Origin of the sequence: Enterococcus mediterraneensis (assembly GCF_900604485.1) — a bacterium.
In the GTDB taxonomy this organism is placed as follows: Bacteria; Bacillota; Bacilli; order Lactobacillales; family Enterococcaceae; genus Enterococcus_C; species Enterococcus_C mediterraneensis.
Genome location: NZ_UWOP01000002.1, coordinates 167,117 through 184,433, shown reverse-complemented (window position 1 = coordinate 184,433; position 17,317 = coordinate 167,117). Strand labels below are relative to the sequence as shown.

Here is a 17,317-nt window from a genome sequence, read left to right as displayed (position 1 = left end):
GGGTGTTGCAAGTTAAAAATTAGGTTAAGTCAGCTTATGCTGATACCATTTCGATCCTCTGAAGCGCAGGAAGAAGATCAATCCCCGCACGCCCCATTCCACGGTCATAACGAAATAGATACCAGTTAACCCGTATCCCAAGACGACACCTACGAGATATCCCATCCCGATCCGGAAAATCCACATAGAAAGCAGGGAAGCAAGAGTAGTGAAGTTAGCATCTCCTGCCGCCCGTAATGCGGAAGGAAGATTAGGTGACTCAAAATCCAGATCTGCCTAGTCTATTTTCAAGGACGAATCCTCTAGTTTTTCATCAAAAACCAACCGATAGTCATCTTGGAATATCCAATGTCTTTTGCTGAGCTGTCACAAGAGGTCAGAAAGGTCCAAAATGTGATAAACTAAAGTTAGTAAAGGAGATGAAGAAATGTATACTGCAAATCCACAAAGATACAACAAGATGAGTTACAACCGAAGCGGAAGATCCGGCCTGATTCTTCCACCGATCTCATTAGGTTTGTGGCGCGGACATGCCTTATCCACCTATGAACGGACAAGAGAATTAGTTCTTCATGCTTTTGATGAAGGAATCATCCATTTTGATCTGGCTAACAACTACGGTTTAACACCAGGGGATGCTGAAAAAGTATTTGGCAAAATCATGACAGAAGATCTCGCTGATTATCGGGATGAATTGGTGATCTCAACTAAAGCTGGTTTTCACATGGGACCGGGACCTTACGGCGAATGGAGTTCAAAAAAGTATATTGCTTCCAGTTTGGATCACAGCTTACAACGAATGAAATTGGATTACGTAGATATTTTTTATACCCATCGACCAGATCCCAATACGCCTTTTGAAGAGACTGCTGAAGCTCTTGATTTGATCGTAAGACAAGGGAAAGCCTATTATATCGGTATTTCTAATTATAATGTGGAAGAAACAGCCGAGATGGTTCGTTTATTCAAAGAGCGAAGAACACCTTTTGTGATCCATCAAATGTCTTACAATATGATGAACCGCGAAGCCAGAGATAGCGGTCTGTTAGGGTTTTTGAATGACAATGGGATTGGCGGAATCGCTTATGGTCCGTTAGCAGAAGGGCTTCTGACAGATAAAATGAGTGAGAAAATTGCAGAAGATCTGCCGATCCATCGTACCAACAAGCATATTTTAGAAGGCGCCGGTCGAGAAAAGACTCAGAAACAATTACAAGAGCTGGCGAAAATCGCTAGTCAACGGAACCAGACTTTATCACAGTTGGCGCTAGCCTGGTTGTTGGACCAAGAAGAAATCACTTCAGTAGTAGTTGGAGCCACACAAATCCACCATCTGGATGACAATCTGAGTACGCTGAAAAATAGCCACCTATCAAAAGAAGAAAAACGGCAGATCCAAAATATTCTAGAAAAATAAAGCAGTAGCTATTAAGTAATAGAAAAATCCAAATAAGAAAAGAGTTCTTCCAGCCTGTTTGCACATCTTCATTGTTGACGTTCAAACCGGTAATCACGAAACTCGATTCTTATTCGGATTTTTTTTATTATTTACTTTCTACTTCAAATAGCCAAAATCTGTCAAGTCTTTATAGCTGTAGCTAGAATCAATCTGTCCCTTTTCCTTCGTCCAAGCAATGATATTTTCAAATTGATCTTTTGGTACTGCTTGTGCATGAGGGTATTTTTCTTTTTGACTATCCAGATACGTGCTCATAGCTTCTGGAAATTGATAATCAGCAAGTATATCCGCATATTCGGAAGCTTTATGTTCATTCATAAAGTCGATTGCTTGGTTATAAGCGGTATAAAAGGCCTGTACGTCTTGAGGGCGTTTATCCAAGACTTTATCCATGAATTGGATCGTTCCGCCTTTGATGCCAGCTTCTTTAGAGCTGCCTAAGATCACTGCCCCTTGTGAAGCCAGCATGCTTGCTTGCGGTTCGGTATAAACAGCGCCATCTACTTGATCATTCAGCAGTGCTTCAGAACGGGCTGAAAAAGAAGGAATGTCGACGATTTTGTAAGTAAAATCATCTTTTTTCGCAAATTGATCCATGATGTATTCAAGAATGAAATTTGGGACAAGCGTTACCTTTTTGCCATCGAAATCTTTCATCTCTTTGAATCCAGAATTGGGGGAAGCTAAGATCTTGAAATCTTCTAAAATATCTGAAGTGATCGTCATATCGATGCCGTTTTGTTTAAAAGTAGCTTCGGTCATTACATCGCTGATAGTCGCATCCAGCTCTTTTGCTTGGATCGCGACATTCCGATCATTAGGAGATGTAAATGCTTTGATCTCAACGTTCAAACCAAGATCTTTGAAAAATCCTTCTTCTTTTGCAAGGATGATGGGAATCGCAGACTCAGCAGGCAGAACGCCGATTTTCAGTGTTTGATCTGTTACCTTTTGGGTTTCAGCTGTCGAAGTGTCGGTAGCTGAAGTTGATTGGCTTGTTTGTCCGCAAGCAGAGAATAGTGTCATTGAAAGGGCGAACAAACCTAAAGCGGCAAATTTTTTCATTGAGAAAACTCCTTATTTCTGATGGTTTTTTTGAAGATTTCAAGCGGCATCGAAAACGGGATGACGTCACGATGCAGTTCCAATGGCGAAGTTGTAACAGTATTGACCCCAGGTTTCGTCGTAAAGGACAATACAAAGCCTAAATCAGCTAATGTCGTCACAGTTTTTTGATCATACAAGCCGAACGGATACGCGAAGACATCTTTTTCAGCAACGTACTGGTCGCATTCCAGCAAATCTTTTTTGAAGGCTTCAGCAGTCGACCACATGGATTTGGACTCAACTGTTCCGCGACGTTCGTGGAAGTGAGCGGTATGATTGGCGTAGGTAAAGACATCAGTCATTTCTGCGAGCTCCTCAAAGCTGAGAGTCTGTGATTTTTCTTGGTTGTAGGGGCTGGCTTCAGAAAACAGCCAACCGCTGACGACAAAAGCGACAGCTTGAAAACCTGCTTCTTTTAAAATCGGGTAGGCGTATTTTTTCATCGATTGATAGCAGTCATCAAAAGTAATCAAAATCGCTTTTTCAGGCAATGGTTTTTGTTCTGTGTAAAAAGCTTTGACCTCTGCCAAACTCAATGTGTGATAATTTTCCGCTTTTAAAAACGCTATTTGTTGTTTAAAATGAGAAAGACTATTGAAAAGTGGAAGAGGCAGCGCGTCTTGATACCCATCCGCTACTTGGATAGGTCGGACCTGTTCGCTGAGTTCTTCCTGAGGGCGTATTTCGTGGAATACAAGTGTTCGAAACATTTGGTTCACCTTTACTTTCTATTCATAATCACAAGGAACAGTATAGCATATACTGTGAAAAATAATACAATCGTTTTTGAAAGAAGGAAGACTTGTTGGCGATTCAATTTGATGATGTCAGTTTTAGTTATGATAAGCAAAAAATAGTCGAAAAAATCACATTTGACTTTGAAAAAGAGCATACGTATGTTTTGTTAGGAGAATCAGGAGTCGGGAAAAGTACTTTATTGTCATTGATAAAAGGGCTTCTGCAACCTGATAAGGGAAAAATCAAATTCAATGAAACTTCTCCAGAAAAAGTCGAGATCGTTTTTCAAGATTTGCGGCTGTTTCCCTGGCAAACGGTCAAACAGGCCGTCGAAATGCCATTGAAAATCAGCAAGATGGCAAAAGCTGAGCGGAATCAGCGGGTCGATTTTTTATTGGAGGAGTTGAAGATCCAAACTATCAGGGATCATTATCCGTCTCAACTGAGCGGTGGGCAAAAACAGCGGACAGCAATGGCAAGAGGATTGGTGACCGATCCGGATTTTCTCTTACTGGATGAGCCGACCTCTTCATTGGATCAGAAAACGAAAGAAAAAACACAGGAATTTATCTTGCTTGAACAAAAAAAGCGTAAAAGCGGTTTGATCGTTGTAACTCACGATACGGAAGAAGCAGCCTATTTAGGAGAGACTATTATTATTTTGCGGGACAGAAGCTTTCAAGTCTTTCAAAATCCGATTTTTCATTTGGAAAATCGGCGCAATGCTCTTGGCTTTTATGAATTCAGCATTCATTTAAGAAAAATATTGGAAGGGGCAGAACAATGAGAAAAAAAGGATATTCGTTTCTGCTGGGACTTCTTTCGTTCATTCTTCTTTGGTGGGTGTTAAGTATCCTTACTGCCAACCGATCATTACCGGACCCTTTTCGAACTTTCCAACGTATGTGGGAGTTGCGGAATGTGATTTTTTTGCATACCGGCGCGAGTATCCTCAGAGTATTGGTCTCATTATTTTTAGCAATTATCGTTGGGGTTCCGCTGGGCATCTTATTAGGCAGGTCTCAAAAAATCAATCGTTTGTTGGGTCCGTTGCTTTATTTTTTGTATCCATTGCCAAAAGTCGCTTTTTTACCGATTTTTATGCTCTTTTTCGGTTTGGGCAATCTATCAAAGATTTTACTGATCTTTGCAGTGATCTCGATACAAGTCATCGTATCGATCCGTGATAGTGTGAAAGAGATCTCTGAGGAGTATTTTCAAGTGATGAGAAATTATACGACAAAAACCAGTGATGTTCTTTTATTTTTGATCGGACCGGCTATCCTGCCGAGTTTGTTAGCAAGTTTGCGAGTAAGTGTCGGAATCGCACTGGCATCATTGTTTTTTGCGGAGAATTATAATACTACTTATGGTCTAGGCTATCTGGTTTTGAGTGCCTGGTCGAAAATGGACTATGAACAAATGCTTGCGGGGATCACGATGATCGCTTTAGTCGGTTTTTTATTTTTCAGTGTCCTTGATGGTTTGGAAGAGAGGATTTGCCGTTATCGTTGAAATCAATGGTGAGAAAGAGAACGTTTCGACGTTCTTTTTTTTACTCAAAATAGTTTCAATCAAAAATAAAAGGAGTGAGAAAATGCGCAAACTAATTACAATAGGAGATCTTGTGAGGATAAAGCTCCATGAAGAATGCTTTTCTTGAACACTACTTTTAAAAATATAGATTAATACAGATTTAAAACAGTGTATCTTATAGTAAAAACGGAATTTAATAGAGAATATAGCTGTTTTTTAGTTGACATTTTTCTGAAAAATATTACAGTAATGTAAGCAGTATTATTTTCGCTTTTAAGAGATTCTTATTGGTCCTTTGAGGGGATGGACTGCTGCAGAATAAAAAAATAAGCTAAAAGAAATTAGTAAGGTATCAAGGAGACTATAAATGATCGAGCTGAAAGGTATCGCAAAAAAGTACAACCAGCAGTTTGTATTAGCTCCGCTGGATTTAACGATTGCGTCTCATGAGATTTTTGGGATCGTTGGGGAAAGCGGTGCAGGCAAATCTACACTATTAAAAATAATGAGCTTATTGGAAGCCCCTTCTGAAGGCTCACTATTTTTAGATGGCAAAGAGGTATCAAAACTGAATCAAAAAGCGATCCGCCAATTGAAGCAATCAATCGGCATGATCTTTCAACAATACCATCTGCTCTATAATCGTACGGTCGCTGAGAACGTTGCTCTGCCACTGAAATTACTGGGACACAAAGACCCGCAGAAAGTCAGAGAATTGCTGCATTTTGTAGGGTTGGAAGAAAAGGCAGATAATTATCCGCGGCAGTTGAGCGGAGGACAAAAGCAGCGAGTGGCAATCGCACGGGCTTTGGTGAATGATCCGAAAATCATTTTGTGTGATGAACCAACTTCTGCGCTAGATGAAAAAAGCACCGCCGACATTTTGGAGCTCTTAAAAAGGATCCATCATGAATTTCAGCCTACCATCATTTTTGTCAGCCATGAATTAGCTGCGGTCAAGGCATTGTGTCAGCGGGCGGCGATTTTAGAGGCGGGGCAATTAAAGGGGATCACTTCTGTTAATAATCTTTCGCTCCAAAGCACTGCTAGTTATGAAGAACGTGTGATTGCGAGGTTGCAGGAATGAATTATTGGGAAAGACTCAACGAATTTCGTCCGGAAATGATTCAAGCCATTGGAGATACGCTGATTATGATGGGGATCGCAATGGCAGCGTCATTGATCATTGGGTTGCCTATTGGAACATATATTTTTCTTTCACGAAAAAAAGGAGTGGCTCCTAATAAGGGCCTGTACTGGGTATTGAATCTTTATGTTGATATCGTGCGCTCCTTTCCGTTTTTGTTGTTTGTCGTCGCTTTGATCCCATTGACTAGATTTGTGATGGGCACGGCTTTTGGTACTTATGCAGCCGCCTTTCCGCTGAGTTTTGTGGGAGCGGCGATCTATGCCCGTTTGGTGGAGCAGGTCTTACTGGATGTACCGGCGGAGATTTTGGAATTAGCGGCTTCTTTAGGAGCTACTCGTCGCCAACTGCTGTTGGAGTTTTTGTTTGTAGAAGCTCGCAGCGGATTGGTTTTGAGCTTTACCTCAGCATCCATCAGTCTGGTTTCTTATTCTACGGTTATGGGGATCGTGGGCGGCGGCGGAATCGGGGATTTCGCGATTCGCTATGGTTATCAAAGTTATGAATACGACATTATGTACACAACGATCGTTATCATGATCCTTTTTGTTTTCGGTATCCAGATTTTAGGGACGATGATCGCAAGAAAGATCGATCAAAGAAAATAATTCCTCTCTATTTGTTTGTTGGAATGATGCAGACAATGAGGATTTATAAAAAATTAAAGGAGTAAAATAGATGAAAAAAATCACAGTAGGGATCGCAGTTTTAGGAGCAGCGCTTTTATTAGCGGCTTGTGGGAACAGCAGTGACAAAAGTAGTGAAGATAAAGTGATCAAAGTGGCCAGTCAAACTACCCCAATGACCGACGTGGTGAAAAAAGCCGCAGAGGTTGCTAAAAAAGACGGTTGGGATATTCAACTCGTTCAAGTCAATGACAATATCCAATACAATGAATTATTGAAAAATAAAGAAGTAGATGCCAATTTTGCTCAACATGAACCATTCATGGAAAAATTCAATGAAGAAAAAGATGCCAATCTTGTAGCAATCCAAAAAATCTATGACGCAAAAGTCGGATTTTATGCTAAAAACTATCAAGATATCGCTGATTTGCCAGATGGAGCAACGATTGCTTTGCCAAATGATGTTTCCAATGAAGGCCGAGCATTGGCCATTTTAGCAGACGCTGGTTTGATCAAATTAAAAAATGATGTCGGCTTCAACGGGACCCTGAAAGATATTGTGGAAAATCCTCATAACTTCAAGTGGTTGTCAGTGGATCTTTTAAATCTGGCAGAAGCCTATAATGAAAAAAATGTAGCGATGGTCTATGACTATCCAACCTACATCGCAAAAATCGGTTTGAAACCTAAAGATGCGATTTTATTGGAAAAGAAAATCGACAGTCGCTTTGCGATCTCTTTGGTAGCACGGGAAGATAATAAAGATTCTGCCAAGATCAAAGAATTGAAAAAAGCTATGACTAGTCCGGAAGTTCATGAGTTTTTGGAAAAAGAACATCAAGATACTCTGATTCCTTCCTTCGACTAAAAGTTATAGGCTTTTTGACAAAGAGATCAATCAGTTCCTTACGAACATCGAAGTCAGTTTTTTAACTGCTTCGATGTTTTTTTATATGGAGTCTTATTTTGGTAGCAACAATATCTGAAAAATCATCCATATTCTGAGTATGCAGCTTAGAGATTTCGATCAATTATATTTCTTGTATAAGAAAACGATAACAAGTTGATGTATAATTGGGTTCTAGTTGGATAAACGAATAGGAGAATCAAACATGAAAAAAGATACATTCTTAGAATTGATTGCTGGTGGGCTGATTGTTTCTTGTCAAGCTCTTCCAGGAGAGCCTTTGTATACAGAAACAGGAGGAATCATGCCGCTATTTGCAAAAGCAGCAGCCGAAGCAGGTGCGGTGGGGATCCGCGCTAATTCAGTCCGTGATATTTTACAGATAAAAGAGCAAATAGATCTGCCAATCATTGGAATCATCAAACAGGAGTATCCTCCGGCGAAACCTTTTATCACGGTTACTATGAAGGAAGTCGATGCATTAGTTTCAACCGGCGTAGAAGTGATTGCTTTGGATTGTACGTTACGAGCGCGTCCAGATGGGCAAAGTATCAATGATTTCATTTGCCAAATAAAAGAAAAGTATCCTAATCAATTACTGATGGCAGATATTTCTACATTTGAAGAAGGGCGCAATGCTTTTGAAGCAGGGGTTGATTTTGTGGGAACGACATTGAGCGGCTATACAGAAAAAAGTCCAATAAGCGAGGAACCAGATTTCGTTTTGATTTCTTCATTAGTAAAAGCGGGTATTCCAACAATCGCAGAAGGGCGAATCCATCATCCAGAGCAGGCCGCAAGAATCAAGCAGATGGGGGTTGCCGGCATTGTCGTCGGCGGAGCGATTACTCGTCCTAAAGAAATTGCAGAGCGGTTCGTTCAAGCTCTTAATACGACGGATAAATAATGTATAGAATTTTGACAGATATAAAATTTTGTTGTAGATTTCATGCGATTTGGAGGTGAACGGAGTGAAGGTGATTGCTGCAATTGATTCTTTCAAAGGCAGTGCCGCTTCGAAGGAATTGAATCAAGCTGTTTTGGATGCATTGCCAGATACGATCTGGACAGAAAAAATCAATCTGCCGATTGCTGACGGTGGCGAAGGATCAATCGATGCGTTAAAACATGGGCTAAACGGTGAAGTAATATCTTGTACAAGTGTCGATCCGTTGGGGAGAGGGATCAATGTCCAGTATTTGATAAGTAATGTCGCTGGTAAAAGAATGGCTTTCATCGAGTCAGCTTCAGTTATCGGTATACATTTTGTTACGCCTTCTGATGAAACTGTTCGGCAAGGTTCCTCTTACGGATTAGGTTTGTTGATCAAAGACGCGATAGCAAAAGGTGTCCAAGCGGTTTATTTATCATTAGGCGGCAGCGGAACTTCCGATGGCGGATTAGGTTTGTTGCAGAGTTTAGGAAGCAAGATCCAGACTCCAGAAAATGGCAATCCATTGCTGTCGGTTTCTGATTTTGATCTAGGACCTGCACGTCAAGCGGTTAGAAACGTTTCATTGATCGCACTAGCGGATGTAACCAATCCTTATACAGGGAAAAACGGCTTTGCCGAGATTTTTGGTCCGCAAAAAGGCGCTTCAAATACAACGATCGAGGAAATGGACCTGCAGGCAAAACGAGTTGCTGAAAAAATTTTTGAGCAATATAAAATCGACCTTAATCATGAAGCGGGTGCTGGAGCGGCCGGCGGATTAGGCGGAGCAGTCTTGGCACTGGGAGGAAGGATCCAATCAGGTTTTCAAACGATCAGCCAGCTGATCGATTTGGAAGAAAAAATAAGCGGGGCCGACCTGATTTTTACTGGTGAAGGACGTCTAGATGCCCAAACAGCGCAAGGAAAAGTTCCCTTTGGCATAGCTCAACTAGCAAAAAAAGCTGATATTCCTGTGATAGCGTTATGCGGAAGTAAGGCAGAAGGAATCAGTGAGCTGGAAGATCATTTTTTAGGCAGTTTTAGTATTCAACAAGGACCTTGTTCACTAAAAGAAGCAATGGACAAAAAGACGACCCTCAAAAATATTGGGTTGACTGCTGCGGCATTGGCGAAAGTTTTTTGCAGAGGGGAATAACTAAAACTTAGCAATTTTGTACGTGTAGTCAAAGAAAGGATAAGTTGAGTTTCTTTAGATAATTAGTACAGAAACAAAGCATGTTAGAAAAGATTCTTTTATACTATTCATTATTTTAATATCCTGAAAAAAGAGCAAAACAGTTTTAAAATTTGAATTAGGGTAAATAAAAGATCTGAAAACAAAAAGAGTATTATCTGAGACATAAAACAAGAATATTTGATGGGATAGCCAAAGTAAAACCCAGTGATCAATTCATTAAGAAGTGATTGGCTCCCCGTCAAGTGGACACGGAAATATAATAAAATTTTTAGAGAGCTGTTTGCTAATTTTGTGGCAAACAGTTCTTTTGTTTTTCATTGTTTAAACTTCAACTGCGCTCGGTTGACGTATCCCTTAGATGTACGAAATAAAGGACATTTCACACATCTAAGAGATACGATTATTAAGCTACCATTAAAAGCTGTTGGTGAACTTGTAATGGAGTTTTGGATTTCAAGCATCGTTGATAACGACCATTGTTATAGTAGTTGATGTAATCTTCGATCATCGATACGAGATCTTCGCGTCTTGTAAATTTACGACGATAGTATTTTTCACGTTTCAATGTTCCCCAGAATCCTTCCATTGGTCCATTATCAATACAATGGGCAACACGAGACATGCTTTGTTTCATCCCTTGATTTTTGATTTTAGTTCTCATGTTTTTACTGGTGTACTGAAACCCTCGATCGCTATGGAATAGCGGATGAGCCTCAGGCTCAAGTCGAATCGCTTCGTCAAAGGTATCAAAAACCAACTTATTATCATTTCTATCGCTAATGATGAAAGAGACAATACGCCGATCTGCTAAGTCTAGAATGGCACTAAGGTAAATTTTCTTTACTTGGTTTCCTAGAGTGTACTTGAATTCACTGACATCAGTTAGCCATTTTTCATTTGGTTTATCTGCATGGAAATTTCTATTTAGATAGTTCTTGGCAATATGATAAGGATTACTGGAAGCTTTAGTAATTCCGTTTGGATGGTGTTTGACGGTAGATTTAATTTGAAGACTACGACAAATCCGCAATACTCTTTTGTCATTGACGTGCAAACCAAAGTCTTGAACCAAATCGTCGCGGATTCTCCGATACCCCTTGTCGTTATCTGCTTCATAGATATATCTTACTAGGTCTGCCAGGTGCTCGTTAAAGATAGTTTGAGCTGATTTTGGTTGCTTTAACCAACGGTAATACGCTGATCTGGAGACGTGTAAAAAATCACACATTAATTTTATCGAATAATTTTTGAGATTATGAAGTTCCTTAATTGCTTGGTATTCAAAGATATGACGGATGAGGTCTAGTCCCACTTCCTTTCTAACTCCCTGACTTTTTTTAAGAGGTCATTTTCCATTTCTAACCGTTTGATTTTGCGTTCTTGTTCAGCCAGTTGATCACGCATTTCTTCTTCAGGTGTCCGACTGGGTTTTGTTCCAGCTCGATGTCCTCGGCGATCTTTTAGGCCGGCTTCGCCCATTTCCTCATATTTTAGTACCCAATTACGTACCTGTTGGTACGATACCTGATACTTGGTAGCCGTTTTGCCATAGTTATGATCATGCACAATACAATAATGGACAATTTCCACCCGTTTTTTGAAGGTTGTTTTTCTTGATTGACTCATTTGACTTCCACCGCTTCCTGTTTTGAAGTTTCCATGAGTATTATATATCTTTATCCAATCTCGTAGTTGTTTAGACTGTCTTAGTCCGTATTTCTTAGTAATTTCCGACAGACTCCCTAAACCATTTAGGTAATCATTTACAGCCTGAATCTTTGTTTCAATTGTATAGTGTGTATTCTTCCGTCTTGCTAATAAGCCAGTAGGACCCCCATTCTCATAAAGCATAATCCAGTTCCTTAAAGCAGCCCAACTAATGTCTGCAGTGCGAGCTAGGCTGGTCATACTGTCTTCACCATTCAAATAGCTCTCTACTAGTTCTACTCGTTTTTCTGGAGTGAGTTTCATCTTTCTTTTTGGCATACAAAATACCCCCTATACAGGACTTTTATATTTCAGTGTCCTATATAGGGGGAGCATATCAAAGAATGATCACTGGGTTTTTTATATACGCTTGATCAACGCTTGGTTGGTCCTTTGTCTCATTTCATGAAAATGGTCTGCATCTTGTTCGATGATATATTTTGTAAGGATGTCGACTAGGTACAGTTGACTGATAGTCGCACTGAATGAACCAGAATCAGAGGAAAATTCCTTCGATGAAGCAATAAGAGAGAGATCTGCTGTTTGCGAAATAGCTGACTTTAGATAATTGGTAATGCCAATTACTGTTGTTTTGTTTTGCTTTGATAACTGAACACACTGTAAAACGTCTTTCGTATTTCCTGAAGTACTGACAGCCAGAACAACATCCTCTTTTTTTGTCAAAGCAGCATCAATACTTTGTAGATGGCTATCTTGAACATATTCGACAGTCATACCCAGCCGCTTTAAACGATTACTGATATGCTGGGCAGTTATTCCAGAGGTGCCTACTGCAAAAATATAGATCTTTTTTGCTTGATAAAGTACTTGAGCAGCTTGACGAATAGTCTTTTCATCAATAAATCCTTTAGTTTCAGAAAGACTTTTTAAAATATGGCCATAGGTTATCTCTTTTGGTGTGTTATCTACTTGATTCTCTACTTTAGTTTGGATCGATTCAAAGCGAATCAACTCTTTTTTAAAATCTTGGAAGCCGGCAAAACCAATTTTTCGTGTGAAACGAACGATGGTACTTTCGCCAACTTCAGCTAGTAAAGCTAATTCATTAATTGAAAGATTTACAACCTCATCTGAGTTGCTCAAAATATATTGTGCTACTTTTTGTTCAGATTTGCTTAAAGAAGGTAAGTAGCTGCTGATGATCGCTAAAATATCCATGATTTGCCTCTTTTCTAAGGATAGTGATTTGAAATGATGTACTACTATTATAGCTTGTTTTTATTGTTGAAAGTAGTTTTTTCTTAGATTGAGGACAGAACAAAAGTGTGTCACTTTTCTATTTAAATGGCAATATTTTTCATATATAAATGACAATCATCCATTTTCTCTTTATCTGACGAAAATTCTTCTTGTATAGTTCTTTACGCAATTTGAATAGCACAATGAAGAAATCTATTGGAAAGAAATAGAGCTTTTTTTCATTAGAAATAAGTTCCTATTAAGTAACATATAGATTTAGGTATTTATCAGCATAAATTGCATTAGGCGTTTTTTTTTGACTAATTTACTTTTAGATGATATTATAATCCCACATCGTGACCGATCGGTCACGATGTGGGATATTATAGAAAGTAGGTATGAAATGTCAGAAACGATTATGACGAATTATGAACAGTGGCTAAATATGGCTGAAATGCCAGAGAACAAGCGGAAAATATTAGAAGCTACTATTAGACTTTATTCAAAACAAGGAATATCCAACACTTCAACCAGTCAAATCGCGAAAGAAGCCGGTTTTTCAAAAGCGCTAATTTTTAAGTTTTTTACAAATAAGCATGATTTAACGATGAATTTACTTACACCCATTTTAGATCACATATTACCTGCTTTTACTTCCGATTTTTTTGAAGATCTTGAAAAAAAAGCAGAAGTAAAAGAGATTATTCATTACATCGTTTTTAATCGTTATCAATTTCTAATGGAAAATAAAGATATTGTCTTAATTTTCTTGTCCGAAATACTAATAAACGAAGAGTTACAACAAGATTTTTTCTCATATATTGATTCCAATAATAAGAATAATTGGACAAGAGAACATTCCCTTTTTTCGAAAATAGATGAAAAAATCACGTTAACGAGCTTGTTCTCAGCGATTGCCAGTCAGATTCTTATGTTGTTTGTTCAATGTCTGATTTTTAATAAAAAAATGACTGAACAGCAACAAAATCAACGTTTAGAAGAAATTGTAGACTTAATTTACAATGGAGTTAAAAATAGAAAGGAATAAAAATAATGTATCTTGCAATAAAAGAAATTTTACACAACAAACTTCGTTACAGCCTTGTCCTAGTTACAGTTTTCCTTATATCGTTTATGGTCTTCTTTATGACAAGCCTAGCAATTGGTTTAGTTCGAGATAACCGAACCGCAGCGGATAACTGGGATTCAACAGGAGTAGTACTCTCAAAATATGCAAATAAGAATCTAACAGCCTCCTTTATTACTGAAGATAACTATAAAGATAAGTTGTCAGATGACGCGGCACCCCTAGGATATATGTTTGCTGTAACAAATCTAAAAAATGATGATACGACAGTGAATATCTCAATTTTTGCTCAAAATTGGGACAGTTTTATTGCCCCTAAACTTATTGAAGGTCATTATCCTGAAAGTAAGAATGAAGTTATCATTGATCAATCGATGGAAAATTATAATATTAAAATGGGCGATCAGATACAGTTAAATGGAAGTACTGACGAATATAAAGTCGTCGGTATAACGAATGACAGTAAATTTTTTACCGTGCCGGTCATTTATACTGATTTGTCTACCTACTGGAAGTTACAGCATACGGATAAAACAACCAAAACCATTTCAGCAATTGTTCTAAACAATGATGTTGATGTCTCTGGGGAGGGCTTGGTACAAGTAACCGAACAAGATATGATCAGTAATATTCCTGGCTATACACCGGAAGTAAATGTGTTTATGGGAATGATCATAGCTCTGGTAGTTATTACTTGTTTAGTAGTCGGTATTTTCATTTACATTATCATGATTCAAAAACTAGGGCTTTATGGCATTATGCGTGCACAAGGTATTCAATCCAAAACAATTATCTGGTCTCTATTTTGTCAAATATTCGTTTTATCAGGTATGGGTGTTTTAATGGCACTTATTGGCGTATGGGCAGTAAAATTTGTTTTACCGGCAACCCTTTTCTTTTACCCTAGCTGGCTAGCCTATTCACTTCTAGGTTTAGCAATCATTATAATGGCTCTGTTGGGAGGGCTAATCTCGTTGCCTAAGATTTTGAAAATTGATCCTATAGAAGCGATTGGAGAATAAACAATGAATTTAGTAGAAATGAAGAATGTCACCAAGACATATGGAAGTGGACATACATTAACACAAGCTCTATTCCCTACCAATTTTGAATTAAAGGAAGGAGAGTTTACTGCTATTGTTGGTCCTTCAGGATCAGGAAAAACAACTTTCTTAACGACACTAGGAAACTTGCAAACACCAACTAGTGGTCAAATAATTATAAAAAATAAAGAAACAATACAAATGACTGAAAAAGAAAAAACAAATTTGCGTTTTAAGGAATTTGGCTTTATCTTACAAGCATCAAATTTGATTCCATTTTTGAATGTTCAAGAACAGTTAGATTTAATAGATCGTTTAGATAAGCCAAATTCAAAAAAAATGAATCGTGAAGAACTATTAGATCTGCTGGATCTAAACAAGGTATTACGATCTTATCCGAAAGATTTATCCGGTGGAGAGCGACAAAGAGCAGCAATTGCTCGCGCATTATATAATAACCCAAGCATCATATTAGCTGATGAACCCACAGCTAGCCTTGATACAGAACGTGCGCATCAAGTTGTTGATCTACTTGCACGAATTGCTCACGAGTATAATCGAGGTGTGGTTATGATTACCCATGATCTACGTTTACTAGACAAAGTCGACCAAGTTTACACCATGCAAGATGGGAAACTGTCACGTGGAAATGCTTTACAATATAATTGATAATAACGTATGATATTCACATAAAAGTAAAATCACATCAATGATGCGTTGATAAGATATAAAACTCCCTAACTACTATATAGGGAGTTTTTATTTGTATATAAGTGCATCTTTTTGTCTTCAGGGAGAAAAAAAGCAATCTCAAAATTGTCGTAGGATTTCCTAGTAAAATAGCAGCGGTGAAGAATAAGTAAAACCTATCCTATATTTATTTGCTTTATATTCACTATTTTGTTTCTATACTGAATGAAGCTCATAAATAGACTGTTCAGAAACGCCTGATTTTCTGTACACTATATACTAGTGTACATTTAAGTAATTTTAAGCTATTATATTTATATGCTTAAAATTACTTATTTTTTTACGAAAGGGATTGAATAGGTGAATCAACAAAAAAGATTGATGATAATTATGGAAAGACTGGAAAAAGAAAAATCATTGACTTTACAAGACATTATGCAGCTTACAGGTGCTTCTAGAGACACGGCTAGAAGAGATACAATAAAACTAGCGGATAACAACCTTGTGATTAGAACTTACGGAGGTATCAGTTTAGCAAATTCGTTTAATAAAATAGATGGATATTTAGGAAGAACAGATCAAGAACTTCAAGTGAAAAAGCAAATTGCTAAAGAAGCAAGTAAACTATTACTTGAAAAGCAAACCGTATATTTAGATGTGTCGACCACAATCTCTCTTTTGCCTCAATATTTAGCGAATAGAAACATAAACTTGGCTGTGACAAACTCGATTGACATTGCCGATCAATTTTTGAAGACTACTTCAATCCCTACTACGATTCTTGGAGGAACATTAAATAAAGAAAGCCGTTCAGTTACTGGTGGATATCCAATCTGGGAATTAACTAAGTATCGGTTTGATATTTCTTTCTTAAGTTGTGCAGGTATAAATAATCAAGGAATCTATTATGCCCATGAAGAAGATATAGCAATGAAGCAGGCAATTAGAGAGAAAAGTAATAAAATCGTACTGCTATGCGACCATACAAAAATCAACTTATCTCATAATTATCTTATCTATACGTTTGAAGAACTCGACTACTTGGTAACCGATAAAAAAATTCCTGAAGAATTAGCCGTTAGAATAGGAAACAGCAAAATCATCTACACAAAGGAGAATAGCTATGATTAAAACGATATTATTTGATGTTGATGGAACGATTATTGATACAGAATATGTTATGACACATTCTCTGCAAAAAACATTGCGTGAAGAATTAGAGAAGGAAATCCCGATTAAAGAATTACATTATATTTTAGGTATTCCCGGAAGAGAAGCCATTAAAAAGTTTATAAATACGGAAGAAGAAGAGGAAACTCTCTTATCAAAATGGGGTGAAAACGTACTTTTATTAGCAGACAATGCTCAAGTTTTTCCGCATATAGAAGAAACATTACAGACATTGCATGTAAAAGGGATTCAATTAGGACTTGTCACATCTAAAACAAAAGAAGAAATGAAAAATGAGTTTGATCGATTTAATTTAAATCTATATTTTGATATACAAATTACAGCTTCAGATACTAAGTTGCATAAACCTTTTCCGGACCCCATACAAAAGGCAATTGATGAATTGGGCATAAAAAAAGAAGAAACGATTTATATTGGTGATTCATTATATGACATGCAAAGTGCGAAAGCTTGTGGGATAGCATTTGGTTTAGCTAAATGGGGAGCCAAAAATATAGAAAAATTTCAAAGTGTAGATATAATTATTGATTCTCCTCAAGAAATACTTGATTTGTTAGAAAAATAGACAAAGAGCGTGAGATAAGGATAGGGTCTCACGCTCTTTGTTTTTCGCCATTTAAAGATTGAAATTTTTGCCAATTAAAAAGAAAAGTGACACAAAAGTGGAATAATCCACCAAAATAAAAAATATAATGTAAAACATTTACAAAAAGTGAAAAAAGGTGTAATATTGTGCCAGGGAGAAGA

The 17,317-nt window shown here is 37.8% G+C and carries 19 protein-coding genes; 13 read left to right on the top strand and 6 right to left on the bottom strand.

Annotation, left to right across the window (positions count from 1 at the left end):
• Positions 1-24 precede the first annotated feature (24 nt).
• Positions 25-165, bottom strand: a complete 141-nt coding sequence (locus EFB00_RS13515; RefSeq protein WP_164709493.1) for a hypothetical protein — start codon at positions 163-165, stop codon at positions 25-27.
• A gap of 262 nt (positions 166-427) precedes the next feature.
• Here EFB00_RS13515 and EFB00_RS12805 point away from each other — a divergent pair, with 262 nt between their 5' ends.
• A complete protein-coding gene (locus EFB00_RS12805) occupies positions 428-1,417 on the top strand; it encodes an aldo/keto reductase (RefSeq protein WP_122647271.1) in 990 nt (329 codons plus the stop codon).
• A gap of 138 nt (positions 1,418-1,555) precedes the next feature.
• Here EFB00_RS12805 and EFB00_RS12800 read toward each other — a convergent pair whose 3' ends face one another.
• Together EFB00_RS12800 and EFB00_RS12795 are read right to left on the bottom strand one after the other, a co-directional pair.
• Entirely contained in the window at positions 1,556-2,524 is a 969-nt protein-coding gene (locus tag EFB00_RS12800) for an ABC transporter substrate-binding protein (protein ID WP_122647270.1), read from the bottom strand.
• Entirely contained in the window at positions 2,521-3,276 is a 756-nt protein-coding gene (locus EFB00_RS12795) for a polysaccharide deacetylase family protein (RefSeq protein WP_122647269.1), read from the bottom strand. The genes EFB00_RS12800 and EFB00_RS12795 overlap by 4 nt, the downstream gene beginning before the upstream one ends.
• 95 nt (positions 3,277-3,371) lie before the next feature.
• Here EFB00_RS12795 and EFB00_RS12790 point away from each other — a divergent pair, with 95 nt between their 5' ends.
• The 7 genes from EFB00_RS12790 to EFB00_RS12760 all read left to right on the top strand — a co-directional run bounded on the left by EFB00_RS12790 (position 3,372) and on the right by EFB00_RS12760 (position 9,610).
• Entirely contained in the window at positions 3,372-4,091 is a 720-nt protein-coding gene (locus EFB00_RS12790; protein ID WP_122647268.1) for an ABC transporter ATP-binding protein, read from the top strand.
• Positions 4,088-4,819, top strand: a complete 732-nt coding sequence (locus EFB00_RS12785; protein ID WP_122647267.1) for an ABC transporter permease — start codon at positions 4,088-4,090, stop codon at positions 4,817-4,819. The genes EFB00_RS12790 and EFB00_RS12785 overlap by 4 nt, the downstream gene beginning before the upstream one ends.
• A gap of 388 nt (positions 4,820-5,207) precedes the next feature.
• Positions 5,208-5,927 (top strand): methionine ABC transporter ATP-binding protein, encoded by a 720-nt coding sequence (locus EFB00_RS12780; RefSeq protein ID WP_122647266.1) that lies wholly within the window; start codon positions 5,208-5,210, stop codon positions 5,925-5,927.
• Positions 5,924-6,595 carry a methionine ABC transporter permease gene (locus EFB00_RS12775; RefSeq protein ID WP_122647265.1) on the top strand — a complete coding sequence of 224 codons (672 nt, stop codon included), beginning with the start codon at positions 5,924-5,926 and terminating at the stop codon, positions 6,593-6,595. Before EFB00_RS12780 ends, EFB00_RS12775 begins: the two co-directional genes overlap by 4 nt.
• A 70-nt stretch (positions 6,596-6,665) precedes the next feature.
• Positions 6,666-7,481 (top strand): MetQ/NlpA family ABC transporter substrate-binding protein, encoded by an 816-nt coding sequence (locus tag EFB00_RS12770; RefSeq protein ID WP_122647264.1) that lies wholly within the window; start codon positions 6,666-6,668, stop codon positions 7,479-7,481.
• 244 nt (positions 7,482-7,725) lie between these two features.
• A complete protein-coding gene (locus EFB00_RS12765) occupies positions 7,726-8,427 on the top strand; it encodes an N-acetylmannosamine-6-phosphate 2-epimerase (protein WP_122647263.1) in 702 nt (233 codons plus the stop codon).
• A gap of 64 nt (positions 8,428-8,491) precedes the next feature.
• Positions 8,492-9,610, top strand: a complete 1,119-nt coding sequence (locus EFB00_RS12760) for a glycerate kinase family protein (RefSeq protein WP_122647262.1) — start codon at positions 8,492-8,494, stop codon at positions 9,608-9,610.
• 445 nt (positions 9,611-10,055) lie between these two features.
• On the opposite strand, the gene EFB00_RS13575 is transcribed toward EFB00_RS12760, so the two are convergent.
• The 3 genes from EFB00_RS13575 to EFB00_RS12750 all read right to left on the bottom strand — a co-directional run bounded on the left by EFB00_RS13575 (position 10,056) and on the right by EFB00_RS12750 (position 12,538).
• Positions 10,056-10,964, bottom strand: a complete 909-nt coding sequence (locus EFB00_RS13575; RefSeq protein ID WP_206423472.1) for an IS3 family transposase — start codon at positions 10,962-10,964, stop codon at positions 10,056-10,058.
• On the bottom strand, positions 10,955-11,638 hold the full coding sequence (locus tag EFB00_RS13570; protein ID WP_206423473.1) for a helix-turn-helix domain-containing protein: 684 nt from the start codon (positions 11,636-11,638) through the stop codon (positions 10,955-10,957). The genes EFB00_RS13575 and EFB00_RS13570 overlap by 10 nt, the downstream gene beginning before the upstream one ends.
• An 81-nt stretch (positions 11,639-11,719) precedes the next feature.
• A complete protein-coding gene (locus tag EFB00_RS12750; RefSeq protein WP_047936980.1) occupies positions 11,720-12,538 on the bottom strand; it encodes a MurR/RpiR family transcriptional regulator in 819 nt (272 codons plus the stop codon).
• Between the two features lie 424 nt (positions 12,539-12,962).
• On the opposite strand from EFB00_RS12750, the gene EFB00_RS12745 reads away from it, so the two are divergent.
• From EFB00_RS12745 to EFB00_RS12725, 5 genes are all read left to right on the top strand, one after another.
• The gene (locus EFB00_RS12745) at positions 12,963-13,607 is read left to right on the top strand and encodes a TetR/AcrR family transcriptional regulator (protein ID WP_122647261.1); all 645 of its coding nucleotides are present in this window, start codon (positions 12,963-12,965) and stop codon (positions 13,605-13,607) included.
• 5 nt (positions 13,608-13,612) lie between these two features.
• Positions 13,613-14,668 carry an ABC transporter permease gene (locus EFB00_RS12740; RefSeq protein ID WP_122647260.1) on the top strand — a complete coding sequence of 352 codons (1,056 nt, stop codon included), beginning with the start codon at positions 13,613-13,615 and terminating at the stop codon, positions 14,666-14,668.
• 3 nt (positions 14,669-14,671) lie between these two features.
• Entirely contained in the window at positions 14,672-15,358 is a 687-nt protein-coding gene (locus EFB00_RS12735; protein ID WP_122647259.1) for an ABC transporter ATP-binding protein, read from the top strand.
• Between the two features lie 381 nt (positions 15,359-15,739).
• A complete protein-coding gene (locus EFB00_RS12730; RefSeq protein WP_122647258.1) occupies positions 15,740-16,510 on the top strand; it encodes a DeoR/GlpR family DNA-binding transcription regulator in 771 nt (256 codons plus the stop codon).
• Positions 16,503-17,135 carry an HAD family hydrolase gene (locus tag EFB00_RS12725; protein ID WP_122647257.1) on the top strand — a complete coding sequence of 211 codons (633 nt, stop codon included), beginning with the start codon at positions 16,503-16,505 and terminating at the stop codon, positions 17,133-17,135. Before EFB00_RS12730 ends, EFB00_RS12725 begins: the two co-directional genes overlap by 8 nt.
• Positions 17,136-17,317: the final 182 nt, after the last annotated feature.

Coding starts and splice junctions, on each gene's coding strand:
- EFB00_RS12745 (WP_122647261.1), top strand. CDS start 12,963: ATGTCAGAAACGATTATGACGAATTATGAACAGTGGCTAAATATGGCT.
- EFB00_RS12800 (WP_122647270.1), bottom strand. CDS start 2,524: ATGAAAAAATTTGCCGCTTTAGGTTTGTTCGCCCTTTCAATGACACTA.
- EFB00_RS12795 (WP_122647269.1), bottom strand. CDS start 3,276: ATGTTTCGAACACTTGTATTCCACGAAATACGCCCTCAGGAAGAACTC.
- EFB00_RS12740 (WP_122647260.1), top strand. CDS start 13,613: ATGTATCTTGCAATAAAAGAAATTTTACACAACAAACTTCGTTACAGC.
- EFB00_RS12775 (WP_122647265.1), top strand. CDS start 5,924: ATGAATTATTGGGAAAGACTCAACGAATTTCGTCCGGAAATGATTCAA.
- EFB00_RS12780 (WP_122647266.1), top strand. CDS start 5,208: ATGATCGAGCTGAAAGGTATCGCAAAAAAGTACAACCAGCAGTTTGTA.
- EFB00_RS12765 (WP_122647263.1), top strand. CDS start 7,726: ATGAAAAAAGATACATTCTTAGAATTGATTGCTGGTGGGCTGATTGTT.
- EFB00_RS12805 (WP_122647271.1), top strand. CDS start 428: ATGTATACTGCAAATCCACAAAGATACAACAAGATGAGTTACAACCGA.
- EFB00_RS13570 (WP_206423473.1), bottom strand. CDS start 11,638: ATGCCAAAAAGAAAGATGAAACTCACTCCAGAAAAACGAGTAGAACTA.
- EFB00_RS12750 (WP_047936980.1), bottom strand. CDS start 12,538: ATGGATATTTTAGCGATCATCAGCAGCTACTTACCTTCTTTAAGCAAA.
- EFB00_RS12725 (WP_122647257.1), top strand. CDS start 16,503: ATGATTAAAACGATATTATTTGATGTTGATGGAACGATTATTGATACA.
- EFB00_RS12735 (WP_122647259.1), top strand. CDS start 14,672: ATGAATTTAGTAGAAATGAAGAATGTCACCAAGACATATGGAAGTGGA.
- EFB00_RS13515 (WP_164709493.1), bottom strand. CDS start 165: ATGGGATATCTCGTAGGTGTCGTCTTGGGATACGGGTTAACTGGTATC.
- EFB00_RS12785 (WP_122647267.1), top strand. CDS start 4,088: ATGAGAAAAAAAGGATATTCGTTTCTGCTGGGACTTCTTTCGTTCATT.
- EFB00_RS12770 (WP_122647264.1), top strand. CDS start 6,666: ATGAAAAAAATCACAGTAGGGATCGCAGTTTTAGGAGCAGCGCTTTTA.